Origin of the sequence: Actinoplanes sp. CA-051413 (assembly GCF_050955795.1) — a bacterium.
GTDB lineage: Bacteria > Actinomycetota > Actinomycetes > Mycobacteriales > Micromonosporaceae > Actinoplanes.
Map to the genome: position 1 here is coordinate 6617354 of NZ_CP192100.1, position 19883 is coordinate 6637236.

The following is a 19883-nucleotide window of genomic DNA, read 5'->3' on the forward strand; positions in this document are numbered from 1 at the left end:
GCCGGGCTCAGGGGGTGAGGGGCTGGGCGACGTCGTTGGCGTGGTCGGTGACGGCCGCGCCGGTCACGGTGGCTCGGATCGGCAGGAATTCCAGGCAGCGGCGGACGGCCGCGCCCATCAGCGGGTTCGGCACCCGCATCGAGATCGTGCAGTGCGGCACCCACCGCCCCGGCCGGTAGTGCTCCCAGACCTCGATGCCGCGCCCGGCCAGCCGGTCATGCACCGCGCGGTGCAGTTCGAGCAGCTCCAAGGTCGGGGTGACCCCCAGCCACAGCACCCGCCCGATGAACTGGCCGACGAAATCCAGCTCCAGCGTCAGCCCGCCCCCCACCGCGTGCCCCGCCAGCGCCGCCGTCACCGCCTCCGGCTCCAGCCGCCGGGCGGCCGCCAGTGACACGTGCGGACGGTGGCGTTCGTCGAGCAGGGACGCCAGCGTCTGCACGCCCTCTTCCTCGAGGGCCTGCCACAGCTTGCGTACCCGGCGGGACGCGTCGACGTCCAGATACAGCTCGATCGCCGCCACCACCCGCTCACCCTATGCGGATCACCGGACCCGCCTCGCCAGCAGGTAGGCCCGGCGGCTCGGAAACTCGGCCGGGTCCAGCGGCTCCCGCAGCATCGTCGACTCGATCCGGAACCCGGCCGCCACCAGGTCCGCGCGCACCGCGTCCGGGTCCAGGAAGTGCACGTCCACGTCCACCTGCGCCCCGAACCAGCTGGTCAGATGGCTGGTACCGCCGGCCGGCACGTCCGGGCCCTCGACGTGGAAGGACACCAGCAGCCGGCCATCGCCGCGGATGGCCCGGGCCAGTTCACCGAACGCCGCCACGCGGTCCGGCGGGCTCAGGTGAATGATCGAGTACATCGCCACGGCCCCCGCCCACGCACCGTCGGCGACCGGCAGGGACAGCATCGACGCCACCGTGAACGGGATCTCCGGCGCGCGTTCGCGGGCTATCGCGATCATCTCGGGCGACAGGTCCAGGCCGGTCACGTCGGGATGCCGGGCCGCCAGGAAGCGGGTGACGTGCCCGGGACCGCATCCGACGTCCGCTATCCGGCCGGGCCCGGCCAGTTCCAGGAACGCGGCCAGCAGCGCCCGGTCCAGGGGTTTGTGGTCGAGCTCATCGGCCAGCTGAGCGTCGTAGGCGCGAGCGACCTTGTCGTAGGTGTCGCGCAGGCGCACGGCCTCACCCGAGTCCCCGCCCTCACCCGGGCGCGGACCGGCGTCGCTCGGACGCGGGCTGGCGTCGCTCGCGCGAGAGCCGGCGTCACTGGCGCGGGGGCCGGCGTCGCTCGGGCGGGGGCCGGCGTCGGGGAAAGGCTCACTCATGCGGCCATCGTCGCCTGCCGGGCGCTGTCGATGCGTGCCCGGGCCAGCTCATGCGCCGCCGCCAGCGGAGTGATGCCGCGACGCCGAGCCGAGTCCAGCGCCCTGGTCAACGTGCCGGCGATGCCGCGTACCCGGGCCGTGGCCTCCGCTTCCGTCTCCCCGCGCAGTTCCACCCCGGTCGCGTGGATGACGCCGCCCGCGCTGACGACGAAGTCCGGCGCCCACAAAATGCCCCGCTCGTGCAGCAGATCCGCCGTCGCCGGCCGATCCAGCTGGTTGTTGGCCGGTCCGCAGATCTCGGCGCAGCGCAGCCGGGCCACCGTAGCCGCGGTCAGGACCCCGCCGAGGGCCGCCGGCACCAGCACGTCCGCCTCCGCGGTCAGGATGTCGTCGGTCCAGGTCGCACCGAGCTCGGCCGCCAGCTGCCGGCGGCTGTCGTCCACGTCATTGACCACCAGTTCGGCGCCGGACGCGGCCAGTTCGCGGGCCACGTGCGCGCCGACCCGGCCCAGGCCCATGATCGCGAACCGCCGGCCGGCCACCGGGGCGAGTGCGGCCAGTGCGGCCAGCACGCCCTCGGCGGTCGGTCCGGAGGAGTCGCCGCTGCCGCCGGCGCCGACCGGGCGGCAGAAGACGTGGTCGGTGCGTTCGCCGATGACGGCCATGTCGTCCGGGCCGGTGCCGACGTCGGGCCCGGTCGCGTAGTCGCCGCCGAGCGATTCGATGGTGTCGCCGACGTCGTGCAGGACGGCCCGGCGCAGCCCGGTGTCGAGCGTCGTTCCCGGTGGCAGAGCCACCACGGTCTTGGCGCCGCCGTGCGGCAGGCCCGCGACCGCGCATTTGGCGGTCATCGCGGCGGAGAGCCGCAGCGCGTCGGTGAGGCCGTCGCGCCAATCCGGGTACGGGGCCAGCCGGCACCCGCCGATCGCCTGACCCAGGGCGCTCGAGTGCACCGCCACGATCACCGGCAGCCCGCTGCGGACACCCCGGCGGGCCACGACCCGTTCGAACTCGTCGAAATTTGATGCGGTAGTCATGCCCGGACCATAGGAGCTCGTTCCGTCCACCAGTCGCGGCTCCGAACTATATTCGGCAGATGACGGGAGGTGGCGACCGTGGACGAACTTGATGCGGCGATCATCCGGCATCTGCAGCAGGACGCCCGGCAGACCAACCGGGAGCTGGCCCGGGCGGTGGGCATCGCGCCGTCGACCTGCCTCGAACGCGTCCGGCTGCTACGCGCCCGGGGCGTGATCACCGGCTACCACGCGGAGATCAGCCTGGCCGCGCTGAACCGGACGGTGCAGGCGCTGCTGCACGTCCAGGTACGCCCGCTGAGCCGCGAGGTGATCGAGAGCTTCAAGACCTCGATCACCTCGCTGCCCGAGGTGCTGTCGGTGTTCGTGGTGGCCGGCGCCGACGACTTCCTGGTGCACGTGGCGGTGCCGAGCGTCGACGCGCTGCACGCGTTCCTGATGGACAAGTTCAGCAAGCGCCGGGAGATCCTCGGCTTCCGCAGCTCGGTGATCTACCAGCACGCCCGCACGATGGTCGTCGAACCGTTACCTCTCAGTGCGCTTTAGTGAGCGCCTGATCAGTAGTCCTGCCTTGCGGCGGGACGGTCCCGGTCTGACCGGCGGATGCCGTGCCGGGTTCACGTTTCATCGCCACCTGCCCGCGTACGCGGGTCTTCTGGTCGGCTCCACGTGCTGCCACCGGGCCACTCCCGGCAGTGTAGGACTCAGCCGCGAGCGCGGCGAGGTTGAGTGAGGCGTTGTGGTCGCGGTCGATGACCAGGCCGCATGCCTGGCATTCGTAGGTGCGCTCGTGCAGGGCGAGTTTGGTTTTCACTGCGCCGCAGCCCGAGCAGGTTTTCGAGGATGGATACCAGCGGTCGGCCGTGAGGAGGCGGCCGCCGTTCCAGCTGGTCTTGTAGGCCAACTGGCGGCGGATCTCGGCGAACCCGGCGTCGGCGATGTGCCGGGCCAGGCGCCGGTTGGCGAGCATCCCGGTAACATTGAGGTCTTCCACCACGACCGTGGGGTGCGTTACGGCGAGCCGGGTGGTCAGTTTGTGCAGGCCGTCCCGGCGTAGGTTCGCCACCCGGGCGTGGGCGCGGCCGAGCCGGGCCGCGGCCCGTTCCCAGCGTTTCGACGGCCGGCGGCTGGTGCGCCGGTCCGGTCCGGTCTTGCGCGACAGTGCCCGTCCCAGTGCGCGGAGCCGCTGCTGAGCGGAGGTCAAGTGGCGCGGGTTGTCGACGAGTTCGCCGGTGGACAGCACCGCGAGGTGCTTGATGCCGACGTCCACGCCGACTACCGAGCAGGGCCGGGCCGGGAGGCGTTCGGACCGTTCGACCTCGACGGTGAACGCGACGTGCCACCGGCCGCCGTCACGCCGCGCGGTCGCGGACATGATCCGTGCGGTGCCGGCTTCGAGGCGGCGGGCGAGCTTGCGGGCGGACTCGTGCAGCTTCAGGCGGCCCAGCCGGGGCAGCACCACATGCATCCGGTCCGGCTCCACCCGGATCGCTCCGGTGGTGAACCGCACGCTGGGTGTGGTGCGGTGGCGGGACTTGAACCGGGGGAACCCGACCGGGCGCCCGGCCCGTGTGCCTTTTCGGGATTCGGCCCAGTTCTTCAGCCCGCGGGCCAGGGCGTCCAGGCCGGTGTTGAATGCCTCCTTCGACACCTCGGGCCACCACGGCGCGACGGTGTCCTTGGCCGCGTTCCATGCTTTACGTAATGCTGGCAGTGACCAGGACAGCGACAGTGTCAGCAGCTCGTCCGGTACGCCGTAGGAGCGCTCGGCCCTGCGTTGGTCCATGACCGCTTTGAGCCGGGCCAACGCCCAGTTGTGGGCGACGCGCGCCGCCCCGGCGTGGGCGAGGACTGCTCGTTCCTGCGCCGCGGTGAGGTCGAGGGCGAACCGATACGCCTGGATCGTCTTCACGCCGGACCCCTGGTGGCCGCCTCGACACCGCGGCGGGCACGGTCCGCCGCGGCGCGACGGCCGTACAGGCGGACGCACAGCGAGGTCAGGATCTCGGTGACGTCGCGGACGAGGTCATCGTCGACCTCGTCCGCATCGACCACCAGCAGCCGCCGTCCTTGCGCCGACAACGCGGCCTCGACGTACTCGGCACCGAAGCGGGCGAACCGGTCCCGGTGCTCGACCACAATCGTCGTTACGGCTGGGTCGCGCAGCAGGACGAGGAACTTCTTGCGGTGCCCGTTGAGCACCGAGCCGACCTCGGTCACTACGCGGTTCACGGCAACGCCCTGACCGGTAGCCCACACGGCGACCCGGGCGACCTGCCGGTCCAGGTCCGGCTTCTGATCTCCCGACGACACCCGGGCGTAGACCACGACCTGCTCTGCGGGCCGGACCGCACCGGTCAACGGCTCGCCGACCATGATCAGCCGCCCGAGCCGGTACGCAGGAACAGGCAGCGTTCCCGACTCGAACCGCCGCCGCGCGGTCGCGTACGAGATTCCAGTGGCTGCCGCCCACTCCTTCAAGTTCATAACGTGACTTTAGACTACTGTTGACCACTAATGACGACTGATGCGCCAGTAGTTGTCTGCCCTCAACGACTGACCGGCGCAGGCCGGATCAGCCGCGGACCGTGGATCCGGCAGCTTCGGTGAGAGCCGCGCAGAGCTGCGGCACCGCGACGCCGATCGGCTCACGGATCACCGCGGCGGCCAGCTCGTCGTACGGCGTCGGGTCCCGGTTGACGATCACCAGCCGGTGGCCGGCGTTGAGGGCCACCGCGCACAACGACGCCACCGGCTCGACCAGCAGGGAACTGCCGATCACCAGCAGCACCTCGCTATGCGCCGCGATCCGCTCGGCCAGTCCCGCCGTACCCGGGTCGAGGTTTTCCCCGAACAGCACCACCGCGAGCTTGAGGATCCCGCCGCACGCCGGGCACCGGGGGTCGCCGTCCCCGGCGGCCACCCGGTCGAGGATCGGCCGGCTGGGCGAACGCTGCCCGCAGCCGGTGCAGACGACCTCGTGCATGCTGCCGTGCAGCTCGAGCACCTTGCGGGCGCTGGAACCGGCCCGCTGATGCAGCCCGTCGACGTTCTGGGTCAGGATCCGCACGGCCACCGGGGTGCGTTCCAGTGCGGCGAGCGCCCGGTGGGCGGCGTTCGGCTCCGCGCGCCACGCGCTGTGCCCGAGGTACGTGCGCCAGAACCGCTCGCGGACACCCGGATCGGCCATGAAGGACCCGTACGTGAACGCGTCGACCAGCGCCGGATCACGGGTCCAGACGCCGTCCGGCCCGCGGTAGTCCGGGATCCCGGAATCGGTGGAGATGCCGGCCCCGGTCAGCACCGCGACCCGCGAGATTCCGTCCATCCAGCTCGTGTTCATGGTCGCCGATGCTAGGAGGGGCAACCCCGGAGGTCGAACGGGTTACGGGTGGGCGGGCGTTCGGCTCAGATTCCTCCGTTCCGGTGGACGGTCCGGCGATCCGGGGGCTTGACCGGCTGCGGCGCATACGGTGGGCGGGTGTTCCGAGCCCTGCGCGTCACCCGTACCGGAGCAGGGCTGATCGGTCTGGCCGCCTGCGTCGCCGCCGGCGCCGGCTTCCTGACCAGCACCGATGACCACCCGGCGGCAGCGCCGGCACCCGCCGCGCCCTCCCCCAGCGTCGCGGCCCGGACCCCGGAGCCGACCCTGCCGGCGGCGCCGGCCCCGGCCGGCCTGCCGGTGATCGACTACTGGACGGCCCCCCGCGGCTTCCCGGCCGACCCGGCGGCGATGTCCCTGACCGCCGTCACCGAGGGCCTGCAGCCGACCCGGTCGATCCCGGTCTACGACGCGCCCGGCGGCCGCCCCCGCGCCCGGCTCACCCCGGAGATCAGCGGCATGCCCCTGATCCTGCCGATCACCGACCGGCGCTCGGGCTGGGTCGCGGTGCTGCTGCCCACGGCGAACCGCCGGATCGGCTGGCTGCCACCGAAGGGCTGGTCACCGCGGCCGCTGCGCGACCACCTCATCGTCCAGCGCCGCACCCACAAACTGATCTGGCGCCGCGACGGCATCCGCAAGGCGGCCTGGACCGTGTCAACCGGCACGACGGCGACACCCACCCCGCTGGGCCGAAGCTTCGTGCTGGGCCGCACCCCGACCAGCGGCTCCGCGTACGCGAACGTGGACGCGCTGGCGCTGAGCTCGGTGCCGGAGAACCGCCGGTCCTTGCCGGCGGCGCTGCGGGGCGCGCACACGGGCATCCACGGCTGGTACGACAGCGGCGCGTTCGGCCGCAGCGCGTCGAACGGGTGCGTACGGATGCCGCGGGAGGCTCAGCGCACCCTGCTGAAGCACATCGGGCACGGCACCCTGGTCGCGGTCGTCGACTGAGACCGGCCGCCAGGCTCAGGCGGACCCGCGGATCAGCAGTTCGGTCTCCACCAGCGCCAGTCCGCCCGGCTCGCCCGCCAGCAGCCGCTGCACCTCCGCCACCGCCAGCTCGCCCATCCGGCGCTTGTCGATCGCGATGGTTGTCAGCGGCGGGTCCAGCAGCTCACCGAGATTCAGGCCGTCGAAGCCGAGCAGAGCCACGTCGTCCGGGATGGCCAGGCCCGCCCGCCGGGCCGCCCGGTACGCGCCCAGCGCGATCAGGTCGTTGAAGGCGAACATCGCGGTGAGTTCCGGGCGCGCCGCGTGCAGCTTCTCGAAGCCTGATTCGCCGCCCGCCATGGACTGCTCGACGCCGATGATCGCGTCCGGCGGCACCGGCAGGCCCTGGTCCTCGGCTTCGGCCAGGAAGATCGCCTTGCGGGCCGGGTCGGCCGCGTCCGGGCAGTCGATCATGCCGATCCGCTGGTGGCCGCGGGCGACCAGGTGCCGTACGGCCGCGCGGACGCCTGTCTCGAGGTCGATGTCGACGGAGCCGAAGGCCGCTTCGCGGGCGCGCCGGCTCATGACGACCAGCGGTACGCCCTCGACCGCGGCGGCGACCACGTCGTCCGGCTGGAAGAGGTAGCCGATCAGGGCGTCGACCTGGCCGGCCAGGGAGCGCAGCAGCTGCGGTTCGCGGCCGGGGTCGTCCTGCGTGCTCGCGACCAGGACCTGCCAGCCGCGTTGCTCGGCCGCTTCTAGGACGCCGGCGATCAATTCGGGGAAGAACGGGTTCACCACGTCGGACACGATCAGGCCGACGGTCGTCGCGCCGGGGCGGACCAGGCCGCGGGCGAAGCGGGACGGGCGGTAGTGCAGTTGCCGGGCGGCGTCCAGGACGCGGCGGCGGGTCTCCGGGTCGATCTCGCCCTTGTCGTTGATGGCCCGGGACACGGTCTGGTGTGAGACGCCCGCCAGGCGCGCCACGTCCCGCAGTGTCGCGCGTTTTCCGGCGCTCGCTCCGGCGGTGTCCTGCTGTTTGTCTCCCACGATGACCGCATCGTAAACCGCCGGGGGTTGACGGCCCGGCCGCACCTGCGCGACGATCCCGTTAACGGTCACGTGACCGTTAACGGGATGGAGGAGGTGTGGCTCATGGAAGGTGTGGCTCTGCTGCTGAGCGTGCAGGTGACCCGGCGGACCAGCCATTCGGCGCTGCCCGGCGCCGAGGTGCAGGTGCACCGGGAGAGGTGGCGGTGGGCCCGGGCGGTCGTACGCCGGGTCGCCCGAGGGCGTGCATAGTGCCGGTGGACCCTGGGTAGCGAGATCCAATGACCACTGTCGCGGCGGCCGGGGGCCGTTCGAGATTTCTGCCGCTGCTGGCCGGTGTGCTGCTGCTCGGCATCGCGGACTCGATGATCGGGCCGTACCTGGTGCTCTTCGGGGCCGACGAGGCGCGGCTGTCGCCGTTCCAGGTCGGGGTCTTCCTGTCGCTCGTCGCGATCAGCGGCCTCGCGGTGAGCACCTGGCTCGGCCGCCGCTACGACCGGTCCGCGAGCCGGTGGCCGGCGTTCGTCGCCGTGGCCGCCCCCGCGGCCGGTTACCTGGCCCTGACGACCACCACCGACTACGCCCTGCTGGCCCTGATCGGCGTCGGGTTGCTCGGGGCCGGGATGGCCGCGTTCCCGCAGCTCTTCACGCTCGCCCGTACCCATCTCGACCGCTCCGGCAGCGACGCCGCCGGCCGCCGCACCCCCGCCCTGCGCTCGGTGTGGTCGCTGGCCTGGGCCATCGGCCCGCTGGTCGGCGCGGCCGTGCTGGCCTGGCGCGGCTACGACGCGCTGATGGCGCTCACCGCGGCCGCGTTCGCGCTGGTGGCACTGCCGCTGGTGGCGCTCGGGCCGACTCCGGCGCCGGTCCGGGTCGCGGCGCCGGAGGCCGGCCGGGAACGGCTGAACCGGTCGATGCTGCTGATCGCCGGCAGCTTCACGCTGTTCCACACCGCGATGCTGGCCGGGTCGGTCGCGCTGCCGCTCTACGTCACCCGGACGCTGGCCCGCCCGGACAGCGACGTGGGGCTGCTGTTCAGTATCTGCGCGGTGGTGGAGATCCCGGCCGCACTGAGCGTCATGCTGTTGCCCTCCCGCGTCGCCAAGCGCGTGATCCTGCTGGGCATGCTGCTGTTCACCGCCTACTTCGTGCTGGTGGCGATCAGCGCCGGCATGCCGCTGCTGATCGCGACCCAGGTCGCCCGCGGCGTCGCGCTGGCGGTGGTGGGCGCGCTCGGCATCACGTACGTGCAGGACCTGCTGCCGCACGCCACCGGCCGCGCCACCACCATGTACGCCAACACCCTGACCATCGGCTCACTGATCTCCGGCGTCCTGGCCGGCGCCACCGCCCAGGCCCTCGGCTACCGGTCCGCGCTGCTGCTCTGCGGGGCGCTCGCCGCCGGCGGATGTGCCTTGTTCGCCGCAGCCAGGGTCAGCGGACCCGGCGCAGCACGTCCAGCAGGAACCATTCGTCCTCGTGATGGATCCGGCGTTCCAGACCCGGCCGGGCCGCCAGCGCAGCGTGCACGTTGAGGCCGTCGTGGTTGCCGCCGGTCTGCTGGTCGCGGAAGTGCACCGAGACCAGGTCACCGTCCGGCTCCAGGCGCTGCACCAGGCCGTCGAGCGTGGCCTCCAGGTCCTCGGCGGACAGGTAGTAGAGCAGATCGCCGAGCACGATCAGATCAAAGGTGGCGTCCGGCAGGCCGGCCGGCAGCATGGCGTTCTCCACCCGTACGTGGGGGAAGTCGCGAACCTCCGCACGGGCTGACTCCACCGCCTCGTCCACGCAGTCGACCGCCAGGATCTGGTCGCACCGCTCCGCGAGCATCCGGGTCAGCAGCCCGATCGAGCAGCCGGGCTCGTACGCGCTGCGGTACCGCTCGCGGGGCAGGCCGGCCATGGTCACCGCGTACTTGCGCCGGTTGTGCCAGCTGGTGGCGACGTCCCAGGGATCGGTCTTGGCCAGGTACAGGCCGATGAAGTGCTCCTGGGAGACCGTCTCGGCGGGCGGCCGGGCTGTGTCTGCTTCTGTCACGCCGAGATTGTGCCCGAAGCCCCGGGCGCGGTAGCGTACGGACCCAAGTCCACTAGTCAACTATGGGATTGGTTGTCGTCGTGATCTTCCGGATCGATCGTCGGACCGGGACCGCCGTGTACGCCCAGCTCATGCAGCAGGTGCGCCAGGCGATCCGGATGGGCCGGCTGGCGCCCGGTGACCAGCTGCCGACCGCCCGTGAGGTCGCCGAGAGCGCCCGCATCAATCCCAACACCGTGCTCAAGGCCTACCGGGAGCTGGAGCTGGCCGGGCTCGTGGAGGCCCGGCAAGGCTCCGGCACGTACGTCCGGGAACACCTGGCGCCGCTGCCCGACAACCTCGGGGCGTTGCGGCATGAGCTGGCGTCCTGGGTCGCCCGGGCCCACGCGGCCGGTCTCGATGTCTCGGACATGCAGGCACTGGTGGCCGAGGTGGCGGCCGTGCCGGAGGCCCACCATGTCGGCTGACCGGACGACGCCCGCCCTGGAGGTCGCCGGGGTCACCCACAGCTTCGGCCGGGAGCGCGCGCTGGACGACTGCTCGTTCACAGTGCCGGCCGGTGCGGTCACCGCGCTGGTCGGACGCAACGGCGCCGGTAAGAGCACGCTGCTGCGCGCCGCCGCCGGGCTGCTGCGCCCGGACGGCGGCGAGGTGCGGGTGTTCGGCGAGCCCGCCGGTGACGGCTCACTCCCCAGGATCGGGTACGTGGCGCAGCAGGCACCGTTGTATCCGATGCTGACCGTGGCGCAGACGCTCGCCCTCGGCGGCCGGCTCAACCCGCGCTGGGACGCGGCGTACGCACAACGGCTCACCGACGACGCGGCAATGCCGGGCGCCGCGCGCGTGGGCTCCCTCGCGCCGGGGCACCGCAGCCGCCTGGCGGTGGTGATGGCGCTGGCCAAGCGGCCCGATCTGCTGGTGCTGGACGAGCCGCTGGCCCCGCTCGACCCGGTCGCCCGCACGGAGGTCGCCGGGACGTTGATGGCCGACGTCGCCGAGCACGGCACGACCGTGGTGCTGTCGTCGCATGTGGTGGCCGACATCGACGGCGTCTGCGACCACGTGGTGGTGCTGGCCGACGGGCGCGTACGCCTGGCCGCCGAGGTGGAGGCGGCGCTGGATGGCCATCTGGTCGCGGTGGGGGCCGGCATCGAGTTCAGCGCGTTCGACAGCTCCGCGGTCGTCGAAGTGCGCGCCGCGGGCGCCGACGCCACCGCCCTGATCCGCCCGGCCGGGGCCGCCCCGGGCGGCGGCTTGGCGTGGCACCGGCCGACGTTGGAGGAACTGCTCCTCGGCTATTTGAGGGCACCGACGCGAAAGGTCCCCACCGCATGAACTGGCTCGCCCTGCGTCTGCTGCGGCCGTACCTGATCGTCGCGGCCGCTCTGAGCGCCGTCTCGACGGCGTTCATCCTCGTCGGCGCCCGCGTCATCCAGCAGCAGGTCCACGCGCACGGCCTCGTGATCGAGGACTACGCGCCGGACCGCACCGGCCTGTGCGAGCAGGGCGTCAGCTGCCTGCCCCCGGGCGCGGCGACGAACCTGGGACAGGCCATCGCCCTGGTCGCCGCTTTCGTGCCGTTGCTGATCGCGCTGATCCTGGGCGTGCCACTGTTCGCCCGGGAGCGGGACGAGTCGACCGACGCCTTCGTCCTCACCCAGTCGGTGCCCCGGTTGCGCTGGCTGTCCGCCAAGCTCTTCTAGGCCCTGGCAGCCGGCGCGCTCTGCACGGCCGCGGTGGCGATCACCTTCCGACTGGCGGCCGCCCGGTACGCGCTGGTCGTGGACGGTCTCGGCTACGGCCTGCTGCGGGAGGTCCACAAGAACAGCATCGGCTTCATGGTGATGCAGACCGTCTTCGTCACCGCCCTGGCCGGCATCATCGGGCTGGCCGGCGGTCGCACGCTGCGCACCCTGGTGGTGTCCGTCGTGGCGTGGCCGGTGGCGCTCGTCGCCGCGCAGCTCGGCGGCCTGCTGCTCGGGCTGCTCGCCTACCTGCTGACGTCCTGGTCCGAGACGCTCTCCCAGCTGCTCGGGACGCAGACCGAGAACGAGACCGCCACCTTCGCGGCCCACGCTCTCGCCGCCGGCACCGTCGCCGCCGTGCTGATCGGACGACGGATCCTCACCGGGACCACGATGCGCCCCTAGACGAAGGCGCTCAGGCCGGTCACCGCCCGGCCCACGATCATCGTGTTGATCTCGCGGGTGCCCTCGTACGAGTACAGCGCCTCGGCGTCGGCCACGAAACGGCCGATGTTGTAGTCCAGCACGATGCCGTTGCCGGCCAGGATCTCGCGGGCCCAGCCGACCACCTCACGCATCCGGGTCGTCGTGTACGCCTTCGCCAGCGCCGAGTGCTCGTCGCGGAACTCGCCCGCGTCCTGCAACTGGGTCAGCCGGACCACCATGCCCAGCGACGACGTGACGTTGCCGAGCATGCGCACCAGCAGGTCCTGGACCAGCTGGAACGAGCCGATCGGCCGCCCGAACTGCTCGCGCTCCTTGGCGTACTTCAAGGCGATCTCGTACGCCGCCAGCATGACCCCGACCGCCTGCCAGGCCACCCCGCTGCGGGTCTGCCGCAGGATCTTCGCGGTGTCCTTGAACGTGCCGGCGTTCTGCAGCCGGTCCGTCTCGGGCACCACGCACTCGGTGAACGTGATGTCGGCGTTCTGCACGATCCGCAGGGCGATCTTGTTCTCGATCTTCGTCGCGGTGAAGCCGGGGGTGTCCTTGCCGACGACGAAGCCCTTGACCTGGTTGTCGGCGACGTCACGGGCCCACACCACGGTCAGGTCGGCGAAGGTGGCGTTGCCGATCCAGCGCTTCTGGCCGTTGAGCACCCAATTGTCGCCGTCGCGGCGGGCCGTCGTGCGCAGGCCCGCGGCCACGTCCGAGCCGCCGGTCGGCTCGGTCAGCGCGAACGCGCCGATCTTGTCGAAGCCGGCCATCGCCGGCAGCCAGCGTTCCCGCTGCTCGGGCGAGCCGCAGGTCTCGATGCTGCCCATCGCCAGCCCGGCGTGCACGCCGAAGAACGTCGCCATGGAGGCGTCCGCGTGCCCCATCTCCATCGCCAGCCAGCCGGAGAGCAGGTTCGACTGCTTGCGCCCGGCCAGGCCCAGCCCGGCGAAGCCCTTGATCAGCTGGTACGGGAACTCGGCGCGGGCCCAGTGGTCGTTCGCGATCGGCACGACCTCGGCGGCCAGGAACGCGCGGACCCGTTCGACGACGGCGGCCTCCTCGGCGTTCAGCAGGTCCTGGAAGCGGTACAGATCTCCTACCAGTAGCTCCGACATGGGGTTCGTATACCCAGGTGACGGCCTCACTAGACTGTGAGGTCATGCTCACCATGCAGGACGCCCTCGCCCGCCTCACCGCGTACTGGACCGATCAGGGCTGCCTGGTCGTGCAGCCGATGAACACCGAGGTCGGCGCCGGGACCCTCAACCCCGCGACCTTCCTGCGGGTGCTCGGGCCGGAGCCGTGGCGGGTCGTCTACGTCGAGCCGTCCGTGCGCCCCGACGACTCCCGCTACGGCGAGAACCCGAACCGGTTGCAGACCCACACCCAGCTCCAGGTGATCCTCAAGCCCGACCCCGGCAACCCACAGGAGCTCTACCTGGGCAGTCTCACCGCGCTCGGCATCGACGTGGCCGCGCACGACGTGCGGTTCGTCGAGGACAACTGGGCCTCCCCCGCGCTGGGCGCCTGGGGCCTGGGCTGGGAGGTCTGGCTGGACGGCCTGGAGATCACCCAGTTCACCTACTTCCAGCAGGCCGGCGGCATCAATCTGGACCCGCCATCGGTGGAGATCACCTACGGCATCGAGCGGATCATCATGGCGCTGCAGGGCGTCACCCATTTCAAGGACATCGCGTACGCCGAGGGCGTCAGCTACGGCGAGGTCTTCGGCCAGGCCGAGTACGAGATGTCCCGCTACTACCTCGACGACGCCGACGTGGCGACCAACCGCCAGTTGCTCGAGCTGTACGCGGCCGAGGCGCAGCGGCTGATCGACGAGGGCCTGCCGGTGCCGGCCCACACGTACGTGCTGAAGTGCTCGCACGCGTTCAACGTGCTCGACTCGCGCGGCGCCGTGTCCACCGCCGACCGCGCCGCCGAGTTCGCCCGGATGCGCCGCCTCGCCGGTGACGTCGCCCGGCTCTGGATGGCCCGCCGCGACGAGCTCGGTCACCCGCTCGGCCTGGTCAGCCCGCTGCCCCCGGCCGCCGCCTTCGAGGCCACCCCGGCCGGTGACACGCCGCGGACGCTGGTCTTCGAGGTCGGCACCGAGGAGATGCCGCCCAGCGAGGCCCGCGCCGCCCACACCCACGTGCAGCGCGAGCTCACCGAACGGCTCGGCGGCACCCGGCTCGCGCACGGCGACGTCCGGGTGCACGCCACGCCGCGACGGCTGATCGCCGTGGTCACCGAGGTCGCCGCCCGCGAGCAGGACCACGTCCGTACGGTCAAGGGCCCCAAGGCCGGTGCGCCGGCGAAGGCCGTCGAGGGTTTCGCCCGCTCCCAGGGTGTGCCGGTGGAGTCGCTGGAAACCGCGGAGCTCAACGGCGTACAGCATCTGGTCGTGCGCCGGCACGAGGCCGGTCGCGCGGCACCCGCCGTGCTCGTCGACGTGCTGGCGAAGGTGGCCGGCAGCTTGCGCTCGGCGAAGAACATGCGCTGGAACGACCCGCAGCTCGCCTTCACCCGGCCGATCCGCTGGCTGGTCGCGCTGTGGGGCGACGAGGTCGTCCCGCTGGCCGTGTCGGCGCTGCTGGCCGGGCGCGAGACCCGGGTCCTGCGCACCGCCGCGCAGCCGGCGATCAGCGTGGCCTCGGCGGAGACGTTCATGGAGACGCTCGCGGTCAACGGGATCGTCGCCGACGCCGAGGACCGCCGCGAGCTGATCGTCACCGGCGCGCAGGACCTGGTCTGGGACACCGGCCGGATCGACGTCGCGGGCGAGAGCGCGCTGATCGACCAGATCACCTACCTGGTGGAGCAGCCGACGCCGCTGCTCGGCACGTTCGACGAGAAGTATCTGGAGCTGCCCGCCGCGGTGCTCACCACGGTGATGCGCAAGCACCAGCGCTACCTGCCGGTCCGCGACGCCGACGGCACGCTGCTGCCGATGTTCGTCACGGTCGCCAACGGCCCGGTCGACGTCGAGCGGGTCCGCACCGGCAACGAGGCCGTGCTGCGCGCCAGGTACGAGGACGCGGCGTTCTTCTACCGCGCCGACCGGCAGACCCCGCTCGCGGCGATGCGCGACAAGCTCCAGCGGCTGACCTTCACCGACAAGCTGGGCTCGATGGCCGACCGGGCCGCGCGGATCGCCGAGCTGGCCGGCTCGCTGGCCCCGCAGCCATCGGCCACCCTGGAACGCGCCGCGCAGCTGGTCAAGTTCGACCTCGGCTCGCAGCTGGTCACCGAGATGACCAGCCTGGCCGGCGTCCTGGCCCGCGACTACGCGCTCAACGCGGGCGAGACCCCCGCGGTCGCGCAGGCGGTCTACGAGGCCGAGCTGCCGCGCAGCGCGGGCGACGACCTGCCGGCCTCGGTGCCGGGCGCGCTGCTGTCACTCGCCGACCGGCTGGACCTCGTGGCCGGGCTGGCCGCGACGGTGGGACTGCCGACCGGCAGCAGCGACCCGTTCGCGGTACGCCGGGCCGTGCTCGGCCTGCTCGCCGTGCACCGCGCACACCCGGAGCTGACCGGCATCGACCTCACCGCCGCGCTGGCCGCCGCGGGCGCGCTGCAGCCGGTCGAGGTGCCGGCCGCGGTGCTCGCGGACGCCGGCGAGTTCCTGGCCAAGCGGCTGGAGCAGGTGCTGGTCGAGGAGGGCCACCCGGTGGACCGGGTCCGGGCCGTGCTCCCGCACGCGGGCCGGCCGTCCTTCGCGGACCTGCTGCTCGCGCAGCTGGGCCGGCTGATCGCCGACCCGCAGTTCCTGGCCCTGGCCGAGGCGATCCAGCGGGCCCGGCGGATCGTGCCGGACGGCACGCCGGCCCAGTACGACCCGGCGGTGCTCAAGGAGCCGGCCGAGGTCACGCTGCACGAGACGGTCCAGGCGGTACGCGCTGAGCTGCCCGCCGACGCCGACCTGAGCCGCTTCACGACGGTCGCGGGGCCGCTCACCGCCCCGGTGCACGCGTTCTTCGACGACGTCTTCGTGATGGCGGACGACCCGGCGCTGCGCTCGGCCCGGCTCGGGCTGCTCGCCACGGTCCGCGACCTGGGCGCCGGCCTGCTCGACTGGCCCCAGCTGCGCCTCTGAACCGTTGGCCCCGCCGCTGTCAGCTCAGATGTCGAACTCGCCGTCGCGGACGGCCGCCACGAAGGCGGTCCACTCCTGCGGGGTGAACTTGAGCGTGCCGGCGGCGGGGTTCTTCGAGTCCCGGACGGCGACGACGCCCGGCAGGTTGTCCGCCACTTCGACACAGTCACCGTTGGCACCGCTGCGAGTACTTTTCCGCCAATGGGCGCCGGTCAGGTCACGCATTGTCGTTCATCTCCTTCATGATCACCGTGATCATCTTGGCAGATTGTCCCCTGTCGAGCGCGCGCTCCGCGATCGCCGACCAAACTTCTTCATATCGCTGGACCTCCATGGTCTTGTCCAGGTAGAGCGCACCGGTGAGTGACTCGCTGTAGATGGTCGGCGGCTCGCCCTTCTCACCGGCCGCGGACGGAAACTCCAGGATGGTGAAGGCCCCGGCCAAGGACGCGCGGTGCGGCCCGACGGCCAGTGGCAAAACCCGCACCGAGACGTGCGGCAGTTCATTCGCCTTCAGCAGATGCCACAGCTGCTGGGCCATCGCGCCCGGGACATCGGGCGGGCGGCGCAAGGCAGCTTCATCCACGATCAGTTCCAGGCTCGGTGGTGGCGGGAAGTGCCGCGACAGCAGGCCCTGACGCGCCACCCTGATCGCCGTCCGCCGCTGCACCTCGTCCTCGTTCAGATCCGGCTGGTCGGCCAGGATGATCGCTTCCATGTAGGCGCGGGCCTGTAAGAGGCCGGGGACGACGTTCGGCTCGAACTTACGGATGCGGCTGGCGGCGCCCTCTAGTCCGACGTACAGCTCGAACCAGTCCGGGACCGCGTCGCCGTACGACTGCCACCATCCCTTGGCCTTTGTCTCCCGGGCCAGCCCGACCAGGACCTCGGTCATCTCCGGCGAGACCCCGTAACCCTGGCAGAGCAGCTTCACGTCGGTGCCCCGGACCGGGACCGCACCCTTCTCGATCCGCCACAGCTTCTGGAACGAGCACTCGAGGATGTCGGCGCCGCCCTTGACGGTGATGTTCCGTTCCTCGCGGATCTGCCGAAGATATCGACCCAGCTGCCGCCGGGGCACCGTCGATCCGGCGTCACTGTCCACCGTCATTTCCCTCCCCGGGCCTGAATTTCGCCATCGACGGAAGTCTCCGGCTTCCGCCGCGGAAGAGATTTCCGGAAATCTTGTGTCATGGCAATACCGGCGGTCAATTTGCCGCATGGAATATTGCGCGGACGGCAGACCGGTTGCCAGTATTCCGCCGGCAGAAACAGCGGCTGGTCGGGTACCGATCAGCCGACCGGAAGGAGGAACGTCATGGCGCCGATGATCGCCACGGTGACCGCGGCAGTGATCATGGGATTTTTGAGCGGCCTGCTCACCTTTCGCCGGGCGCAGCGCTGGTGCCCGGCGTGCGGCAGCACCCTGACCTGCCCGCAGGCCCATCGATGAACGGCAACGAGCTGATCGACGCGCTGGACGTGCAGCCGTGCCTGGACACCGACGTGCGGGTCGACGTGGGTGGAGACCTGATCGAGGTGGCCGCGGTCGGGTTCGACCGGGTGCGGCACACGATTGTGCTGCATCTGTCCGCCGGCAGCACCGCGGAATCGCTACGCCAGCTGCTCGTCAGGCCGCACGAGACCGGTCTCCGGCAGTGAGCCTGATCAGTGTCAGGCGGCGCGGGGCAGGCGGTCCGGCAGGGTCAGCGTGACCCGGTCGAGGCGCTCGCCGTCCACCGCGTACTGGGCGTGCAACGCGAAGCCGGCCAGCATCCAGCGGTCCCAGGGGCCGTAGTCGCCCAGGAAGCGGTCCCGGTACGGGTCACCCTGCTCGTCGGGGTGACCCAGGGCCGCCCACAGCTGGGTGCGCCGCGGGATGCTGCCCGCCCCGCCCGGGATCTCGCCCTGGTACGAGGTGAACCCGTCGTCGCCGTGGAAGTGCAGGAAGACCGTGGTGACCAGGCCGTGCGCGTCGGCGGCGAGCTCCACCCCGGCGTCACGGGACAGGTACGAGCGGGAGAGCCCGGAGCCGACCGCCGCGCCGGAACGCGGGATGAGGCCGTACTCCTGGCAGATCTGCTGGACGCGCGCCTCGAGCACGGTGCGGCCGAGCAGCAGGGTCAGGTCGGTGCGCCCGACCGGCCGGGGCGCGACCGGCTGGTCCGGGGCCGCATGGTCCGGGGCCGGCTCCGGAACCACTCGTGCGGGTGACGGCGGGGCGGGCGGCGAGGTGGGCAGGCCGACCGGATCGGCGTTGGCCCGGCGGGCGTGGGCCGGCTCGAAGAGGGGCTCGTTGGAGCCGCCGGGGCGCGGGCCGGTCTTGGTGCCGTACCGGTCCTCGGGCCGGGCCGGCCTGGTCACAGCCTCCCCGGCCGGCCGATTCTGATCGGCGCGACGCTCGAGAAATCCCATGGTGACACTCCACGAAGGCTTTTCACTGTGAGCGTTCGGACCACAACCCTAAGCCGATCTTCGCCGGAACCTCAAGGGGACGAAGGGGCAGCGGACCGGACCATCCGGACGACCATGACGTTCCCCGCACCCCATCCCGGTACACCCTGCCGCGCGGAGTGATCATCACCGGCGGGTTCTCACGAGGCGTTCGCCCGGCCGCCACGGCAACTTCGCCTGCCGGTCGGAGTGATCGCCTGAACTCGCTGCGGGGAGGCCCGGCGACGGTCGCCGGCGGATCCCGTGGAGGAACCGTGGCAGATCGCCGACAGGTGCTGCGCTTCGGCGCGCTGGCCGCCGGCGTACCGGCTGTGCTCGGGGCGGCGGCCACGCCCGCCCTCGCCACCGTCGAGCTCGGCGGGCACGGCGGCGGGCGGGGCCCGCTGGTCGTCGGTCACCGGGGCGCGTCCGGCTACCGGCCGGAGCACACGCTGGCCTCGTACGAGCTGGCCGCCCGGATGGGTGCCGACTTCATCGAGCCCGACCTGGTCATCACCAAGGACCGCGTCCTGGTCGCCCGGCACGAGCCGGAGATCGGCGGCACCACCGACGTCGCGTCGCGGCCCGAGTTCGCCGCCCGCAAGCGCACGGTGCTGCTCGACGGGGTGTCGGTGACCGGCTGGTTCACCCACGACTTCACCCTGGCCGAGCTCAAGACGCTGCGGGCCGTCGAGCGCATCCCGCAGCTGCGCCAGCACAACACGCTGTACAACGGGCTGTTCGCGGTGCCGACCTTCCAGGAGGTGCTGGACCTGCGCAAGCGGCTCTCCCGGGAGCTGGACCGCGAGATCGGCGTCTTCCCGGAGACCAAGCACCCGACCTACTTCCGCGGCCTGGGCCTGGAGCTGGAGGCGCCGCTGGTGCGCGCGCTGCGCCGCAACGGGCTGGACCGGGCCGACGCCAAGGTGTTCGTGCAGTCGTTCGAGGCGACGAACCTGGCCGCGCTGCGCACCCGGTACCAGCTGCGGGCGCCGCAGGTGTTCCTGACCAGCGCGTCCGGCAAGCCGTTCGGTGACCCGAAGACCTACGCGGAATACCTCACCCCGGCGGGCCTGCGTGGGCTGTCCCGCTACGTCGACGGCATCGGACCGGACAAGGCCCAGGTGATCCCGCGCCGGGCCGACGACACCCTGGGTACGCCGACCAGCCTCGTCACCGACGCGCACGCGGCCGGGCTCAAGGTCATCCCGTACACGTTCCGGGCGGAGAACCAGTTCCTGCCGGCCGACTACCGGACCGGCACCGACCCAGCCGCCTACGGCCGGGCCATCGACGAGCAGGTCACGTTCCTGCGGACCGGCCTGGACGGCCTGTTCACCGACCAGCCTGACATCGGAGTGCTGGCCCGCGCGGCGGCCCTCGCCCGCGTCTGAGCCGG

At 71.9% G+C, this 19883-nt stretch carries 24 protein-coding genes; 12 read left to right on the top strand and 12 right to left on the bottom strand.

Translation table 11 applies throughout. The annotated features are described in order from the left end of the window. Positions 1-7: 7 nt before the first annotated feature. The 3 genes from ACQP2Y_RS31185 to ACQP2Y_RS31195 are packed head-to-tail and all read right to left on the bottom strand — an operon-like array spanning position 8 to position 2370. Positions 8-526 carry a 2'-5' RNA ligase family protein gene (locus ACQP2Y_RS31185; RefSeq protein WP_433718832.1) on the bottom strand — a complete coding sequence of 173 codons (519 nt, stop codon included), beginning with the start codon at positions 524-526 and terminating at the stop codon, positions 8-10. An 18-nt stretch (positions 527-544) separates the two neighbouring features. After that, positions 545-1333 (bottom strand): class I SAM-dependent DNA methyltransferase, encoded by a 789-nt coding sequence (locus ACQP2Y_RS31190; protein WP_433718834.1) that lies wholly within the window; start codon positions 1331-1333, stop codon positions 545-547. Next, a complete protein-coding gene (locus tag ACQP2Y_RS31195) occupies positions 1330-2370 on the bottom strand; it encodes a Glu/Leu/Phe/Val dehydrogenase dimerization domain-containing protein (protein WP_433718838.1) in 1041 nt (346 codons plus the stop codon). The genes ACQP2Y_RS31190 and ACQP2Y_RS31195 overlap by 4 nt, the downstream gene beginning before the upstream one ends. 78 nt (positions 2371-2448) lie before the next feature. Between ACQP2Y_RS31195 and ACQP2Y_RS31200 the strand changes: the two genes are divergently transcribed. Then, the gene (locus ACQP2Y_RS31200) at positions 2449-2916 is read left to right on the top strand and encodes an Lrp/AsnC family transcriptional regulator (RefSeq protein WP_433718840.1); all 468 of its coding nucleotides are present in this window, start codon (positions 2449-2451) and stop codon (positions 2914-2916) included. Here the strand turns inward: ACQP2Y_RS31200 and tnpB are convergent. The 3 genes from tnpB to ACQP2Y_RS31215 form a co-directional block, all read right to left on the bottom strand. After that, positions 2903-4282 (bottom strand): IS607 family element RNA-guided endonuclease TnpB, encoded by a 1380-nt coding sequence (gene tnpB / locus ACQP2Y_RS31205; protein WP_433718842.1) that lies wholly within the window; start codon positions 4280-4282, stop codon positions 2903-2905. The two genes, ACQP2Y_RS31200 and tnpB, sit on opposite strands and share 14 nt — an antisense overlap. After that, positions 4279-4857 carry an IS607 family transposase gene (locus ACQP2Y_RS31210; protein ID WP_433718844.1) on the bottom strand — a complete coding sequence of 193 codons (579 nt, stop codon included), beginning with the start codon at positions 4855-4857 and terminating at the stop codon, positions 4279-4281. The genes tnpB and ACQP2Y_RS31210 overlap by 4 nt, the downstream gene beginning before the upstream one ends. Before the next feature lie 88 nt (positions 4858-4945). Further along, on the bottom strand, positions 4946-5713 hold the full coding sequence (locus ACQP2Y_RS31215; protein ID WP_433718846.1) for an SIR2 family NAD-dependent protein deacylase: 768 nt from the start codon (positions 5711-5713) through the stop codon (positions 4946-4948). 138 nt (positions 5714-5851) lie between these two features. Between ACQP2Y_RS31215 and ACQP2Y_RS31220 the strand changes: the two genes are divergently transcribed. Beyond that, complete coding sequence (locus ACQP2Y_RS31220) at positions 5852-6706, top strand: L,D-transpeptidase (protein ID WP_433718848.1); 855 nt, start codon at positions 5852-5854, stop codon at positions 6704-6706. Between the two features lie 15 nt (positions 6707-6721). On the opposite strand, the gene ACQP2Y_RS31225 is transcribed toward ACQP2Y_RS31220, so the two are convergent. Beyond that, positions 6722-7735 (bottom strand): LacI family DNA-binding transcriptional regulator, encoded by a 1014-nt coding sequence (locus ACQP2Y_RS31225; protein WP_433718850.1) that lies wholly within the window; start codon positions 7733-7735, stop codon positions 6722-6724. A 105-nt stretch (positions 7736-7840) separates the two neighbouring features. Between ACQP2Y_RS31225 and ACQP2Y_RS31230 the strand changes: the two genes are divergently transcribed. Then, entirely contained in the window at positions 7841-7987 is a 147-nt protein-coding gene (locus tag ACQP2Y_RS31230) for a hypothetical protein (RefSeq protein ID WP_433718852.1), read from the top strand. A gap of 29 nt (positions 7988-8016) precedes the next feature. Then, complete coding sequence (locus ACQP2Y_RS31235; protein WP_433718853.1) at positions 8017-9270, top strand: sugar efflux transporter; 1254 nt, start codon at positions 8017-8019, stop codon at positions 9268-9270. Here the strand turns inward: ACQP2Y_RS31235 and ACQP2Y_RS31240 are convergent. Beyond that, complete coding sequence (locus tag ACQP2Y_RS31240) at positions 9170-9772, bottom strand: SAM-dependent methyltransferase (protein WP_433718856.1); 603 nt, start codon at positions 9770-9772, stop codon at positions 9170-9172. The genes ACQP2Y_RS31235 and ACQP2Y_RS31240 overlap by 101 nt on opposite strands. A 62-nt stretch (positions 9773-9834) precedes the next feature. Between ACQP2Y_RS31240 and ACQP2Y_RS31245 the strand changes: the two genes are divergently transcribed. Genes ACQP2Y_RS31245 through ACQP2Y_RS31260 form a run of 4 tightly spaced genes read left to right on the top strand, consistent with a single transcriptional unit; the run spans position 9835 to position 11922 of the window. Next, complete coding sequence (locus tag ACQP2Y_RS31245) at positions 9835-10239, top strand: GntR family transcriptional regulator (protein WP_433718857.1); 405 nt, start codon at positions 9835-9837, stop codon at positions 10237-10239. Then, positions 10229-11107: an ABC transporter ATP-binding protein gene (locus ACQP2Y_RS31250; RefSeq protein ID WP_433718859.1), complete on the top strand. Its 879-nt coding sequence runs from the start codon at positions 10229-10231 to the stop codon at positions 11105-11107. The genes ACQP2Y_RS31245 and ACQP2Y_RS31250 overlap by 11 nt, the downstream gene beginning before the upstream one ends. Next, positions 11104-11475: a hypothetical protein gene (locus tag ACQP2Y_RS31255; RefSeq protein ID WP_433718862.1), complete on the top strand. Its 372-nt coding sequence runs from the start codon at positions 11104-11106 to the stop codon at positions 11473-11475. The genes ACQP2Y_RS31250 and ACQP2Y_RS31255 overlap by 4 nt, the downstream gene beginning before the upstream one ends. A 33-nt stretch (positions 11476-11508) precedes the next feature. After that, the gene (locus ACQP2Y_RS31260) at positions 11509-11922 is read left to right on the top strand and encodes a hypothetical protein (RefSeq protein WP_433718863.1); all 414 of its coding nucleotides are present in this window, start codon (positions 11509-11511) and stop codon (positions 11920-11922) included. Here the strand turns inward: ACQP2Y_RS31260 and ACQP2Y_RS31265 are convergent. Beyond that, on the bottom strand, positions 11919-13070 hold the full coding sequence (locus ACQP2Y_RS31265; protein WP_433718865.1) for an acyl-CoA dehydrogenase family protein: 1152 nt from the start codon (positions 13068-13070) through the stop codon (positions 11919-11921). The genes ACQP2Y_RS31260 and ACQP2Y_RS31265 overlap by 4 nt on opposite strands. A 44-nt stretch (positions 13071-13114) precedes the next feature. Here ACQP2Y_RS31265 and ACQP2Y_RS31270 point away from each other — a divergent pair, with 44 nt between their 5' ends. Then, positions 13115-16051 (top strand): glycine--tRNA ligase, encoded by a 2937-nt coding sequence (locus tag ACQP2Y_RS31270; RefSeq protein WP_433718867.1) that lies wholly within the window; start codon positions 13115-13117, stop codon positions 16049-16051. 24 nt (positions 16052-16075) lie between these two features. Here ACQP2Y_RS31270 and ACQP2Y_RS31275 read toward each other — a convergent pair whose 3' ends face one another. Further along, positions 16076-16276, bottom strand: coding sequence for a DUF397 domain-containing protein (locus ACQP2Y_RS31275; protein WP_433718869.1), 201 nt, complete (start codon positions 16274-16276; stop codon positions 16076-16078). Then, positions 16269-17156 (bottom strand): helix-turn-helix domain-containing protein, encoded by an 888-nt coding sequence (locus tag ACQP2Y_RS31280; protein ID WP_433732153.1) that lies wholly within the window; start codon positions 17154-17156, stop codon positions 16269-16271. The genes ACQP2Y_RS31275 and ACQP2Y_RS31280 overlap by 8 nt, the downstream gene beginning before the upstream one ends. A 213-nt stretch (positions 17157-17369) precedes the next feature. Here ACQP2Y_RS31280 and ACQP2Y_RS31285 point away from each other — a divergent pair, with 213 nt between their 5' ends. Both ACQP2Y_RS31285 and ACQP2Y_RS31290 read left to right on the top strand, forming a co-directional pair. Next, positions 17370-17504 (top strand): hypothetical protein, encoded by a 135-nt coding sequence (locus ACQP2Y_RS31285; protein ID WP_433718871.1) that lies wholly within the window; start codon positions 17370-17372, stop codon positions 17502-17504. Continuing rightward, positions 17501-17713, top strand: coding sequence for a hypothetical protein (locus tag ACQP2Y_RS31290; protein WP_433718873.1), 213 nt, complete (start codon positions 17501-17503; stop codon positions 17711-17713). Before ACQP2Y_RS31285 ends, ACQP2Y_RS31290 begins: the two co-directional genes overlap by 4 nt. Before the next feature lie 12 nt (positions 17714-17725). On the opposite strand, the gene ACQP2Y_RS31295 is transcribed toward ACQP2Y_RS31290, so the two are convergent. After that, on the bottom strand, positions 17726-18466 hold the full coding sequence (locus ACQP2Y_RS31295; protein WP_433718874.1) for a hypothetical protein: 741 nt from the start codon (positions 18464-18466) through the stop codon (positions 17726-17728). Between the two features lie 293 nt (positions 18467-18759). On the opposite strand from ACQP2Y_RS31295, the gene ACQP2Y_RS31300 reads away from it, so the two are divergent. After that, positions 18760-19878 (top strand): glycerophosphodiester phosphodiesterase, encoded by a 1119-nt coding sequence (locus tag ACQP2Y_RS31300; RefSeq protein ID WP_433718876.1) that lies wholly within the window; start codon positions 18760-18762, stop codon positions 19876-19878. Positions 19879-19883 lie beyond the last annotated feature (5 nt).

Coding starts and splice junctions, on each gene's coding strand:
- ACQP2Y_RS31265 (WP_433718865.1), bottom strand. CDS start 13,070: ATGTCGGAGCTACTGGTAGGAGATCTGTACCGCTTCCAGGACCTGCTG.
- ACQP2Y_RS31250 (WP_433718859.1), top strand. CDS start 10,229: ATGTCGGCTGACCGGACGACGCCCGCCCTGGAGGTCGCCGGGGTCACC.
- ACQP2Y_RS31290 (WP_433718873.1), top strand. CDS start 17,501: ATGAACGGCAACGAGCTGATCGACGCGCTGGACGTGCAGCCGTGCCTG.
- ACQP2Y_RS31235 (WP_433718853.1), top strand. CDS start 8,017: ATGACCACTGTCGCGGCGGCCGGGGGCCGTTCGAGATTTCTGCCGCTG.
- ACQP2Y_RS31195 (WP_433718838.1), bottom strand. CDS start 2,370: ATGACTACCGCATCAAATTTCGACGAGTTCGAACGGGTCGTGGCCCGC.
- ACQP2Y_RS31285 (WP_433718871.1), top strand. CDS start 17,370: ATGGCGCCGATGATCGCCACGGTGACCGCGGCAGTGATCATGGGATTT.
- ACQP2Y_RS31275 (WP_433718869.1), bottom strand. CDS start 16,276: ATGCGTGACCTGACCGGCGCCCATTGGCGGAAAAGTACTCGCAGCGGT.
- ACQP2Y_RS31295 (WP_433718874.1), bottom strand. CDS start 18,466: ATGGGATTTCTCGAGCGTCGCGCCGATCAGAATCGGCCGGCCGGGGAG.
- ACQP2Y_RS31270 (WP_433718867.1), top strand. CDS start 13,115: ATGCTCACCATGCAGGACGCCCTCGCCCGCCTCACCGCGTACTGGACC.
- ACQP2Y_RS31245 (WP_433718857.1), top strand. CDS start 9,835: ATGGGATTGGTTGTCGTCGTGATCTTCCGGATCGATCGTCGGACCGGG.
- ACQP2Y_RS31215 (WP_433718846.1), bottom strand. CDS start 5,713: ATGAACACGAGCTGGATGGACGGAATCTCGCGGGTCGCGGTGCTGACC.
- ACQP2Y_RS31210 (WP_433718844.1), bottom strand. CDS start 4,857: ATGAACTTGAAGGAGTGGGCGGCAGCCACTGGAATCTCGTACGCGACC.
- ACQP2Y_RS31230 (WP_433718852.1), top strand. CDS start 7,841: ATGGAAGGTGTGGCTCTGCTGCTGAGCGTGCAGGTGACCCGGCGGACC.
- ACQP2Y_RS31190 (WP_433718834.1), bottom strand. CDS start 1,333: ATGAGTGAGCCTTTCCCCGACGCCGGCCCCCGCCCGAGCGACGCCGGC.
- ACQP2Y_RS31255 (WP_433718862.1), top strand. CDS start 11,104: ATGAACTGGCTCGCCCTGCGTCTGCTGCGGCCGTACCTGATCGTCGCG.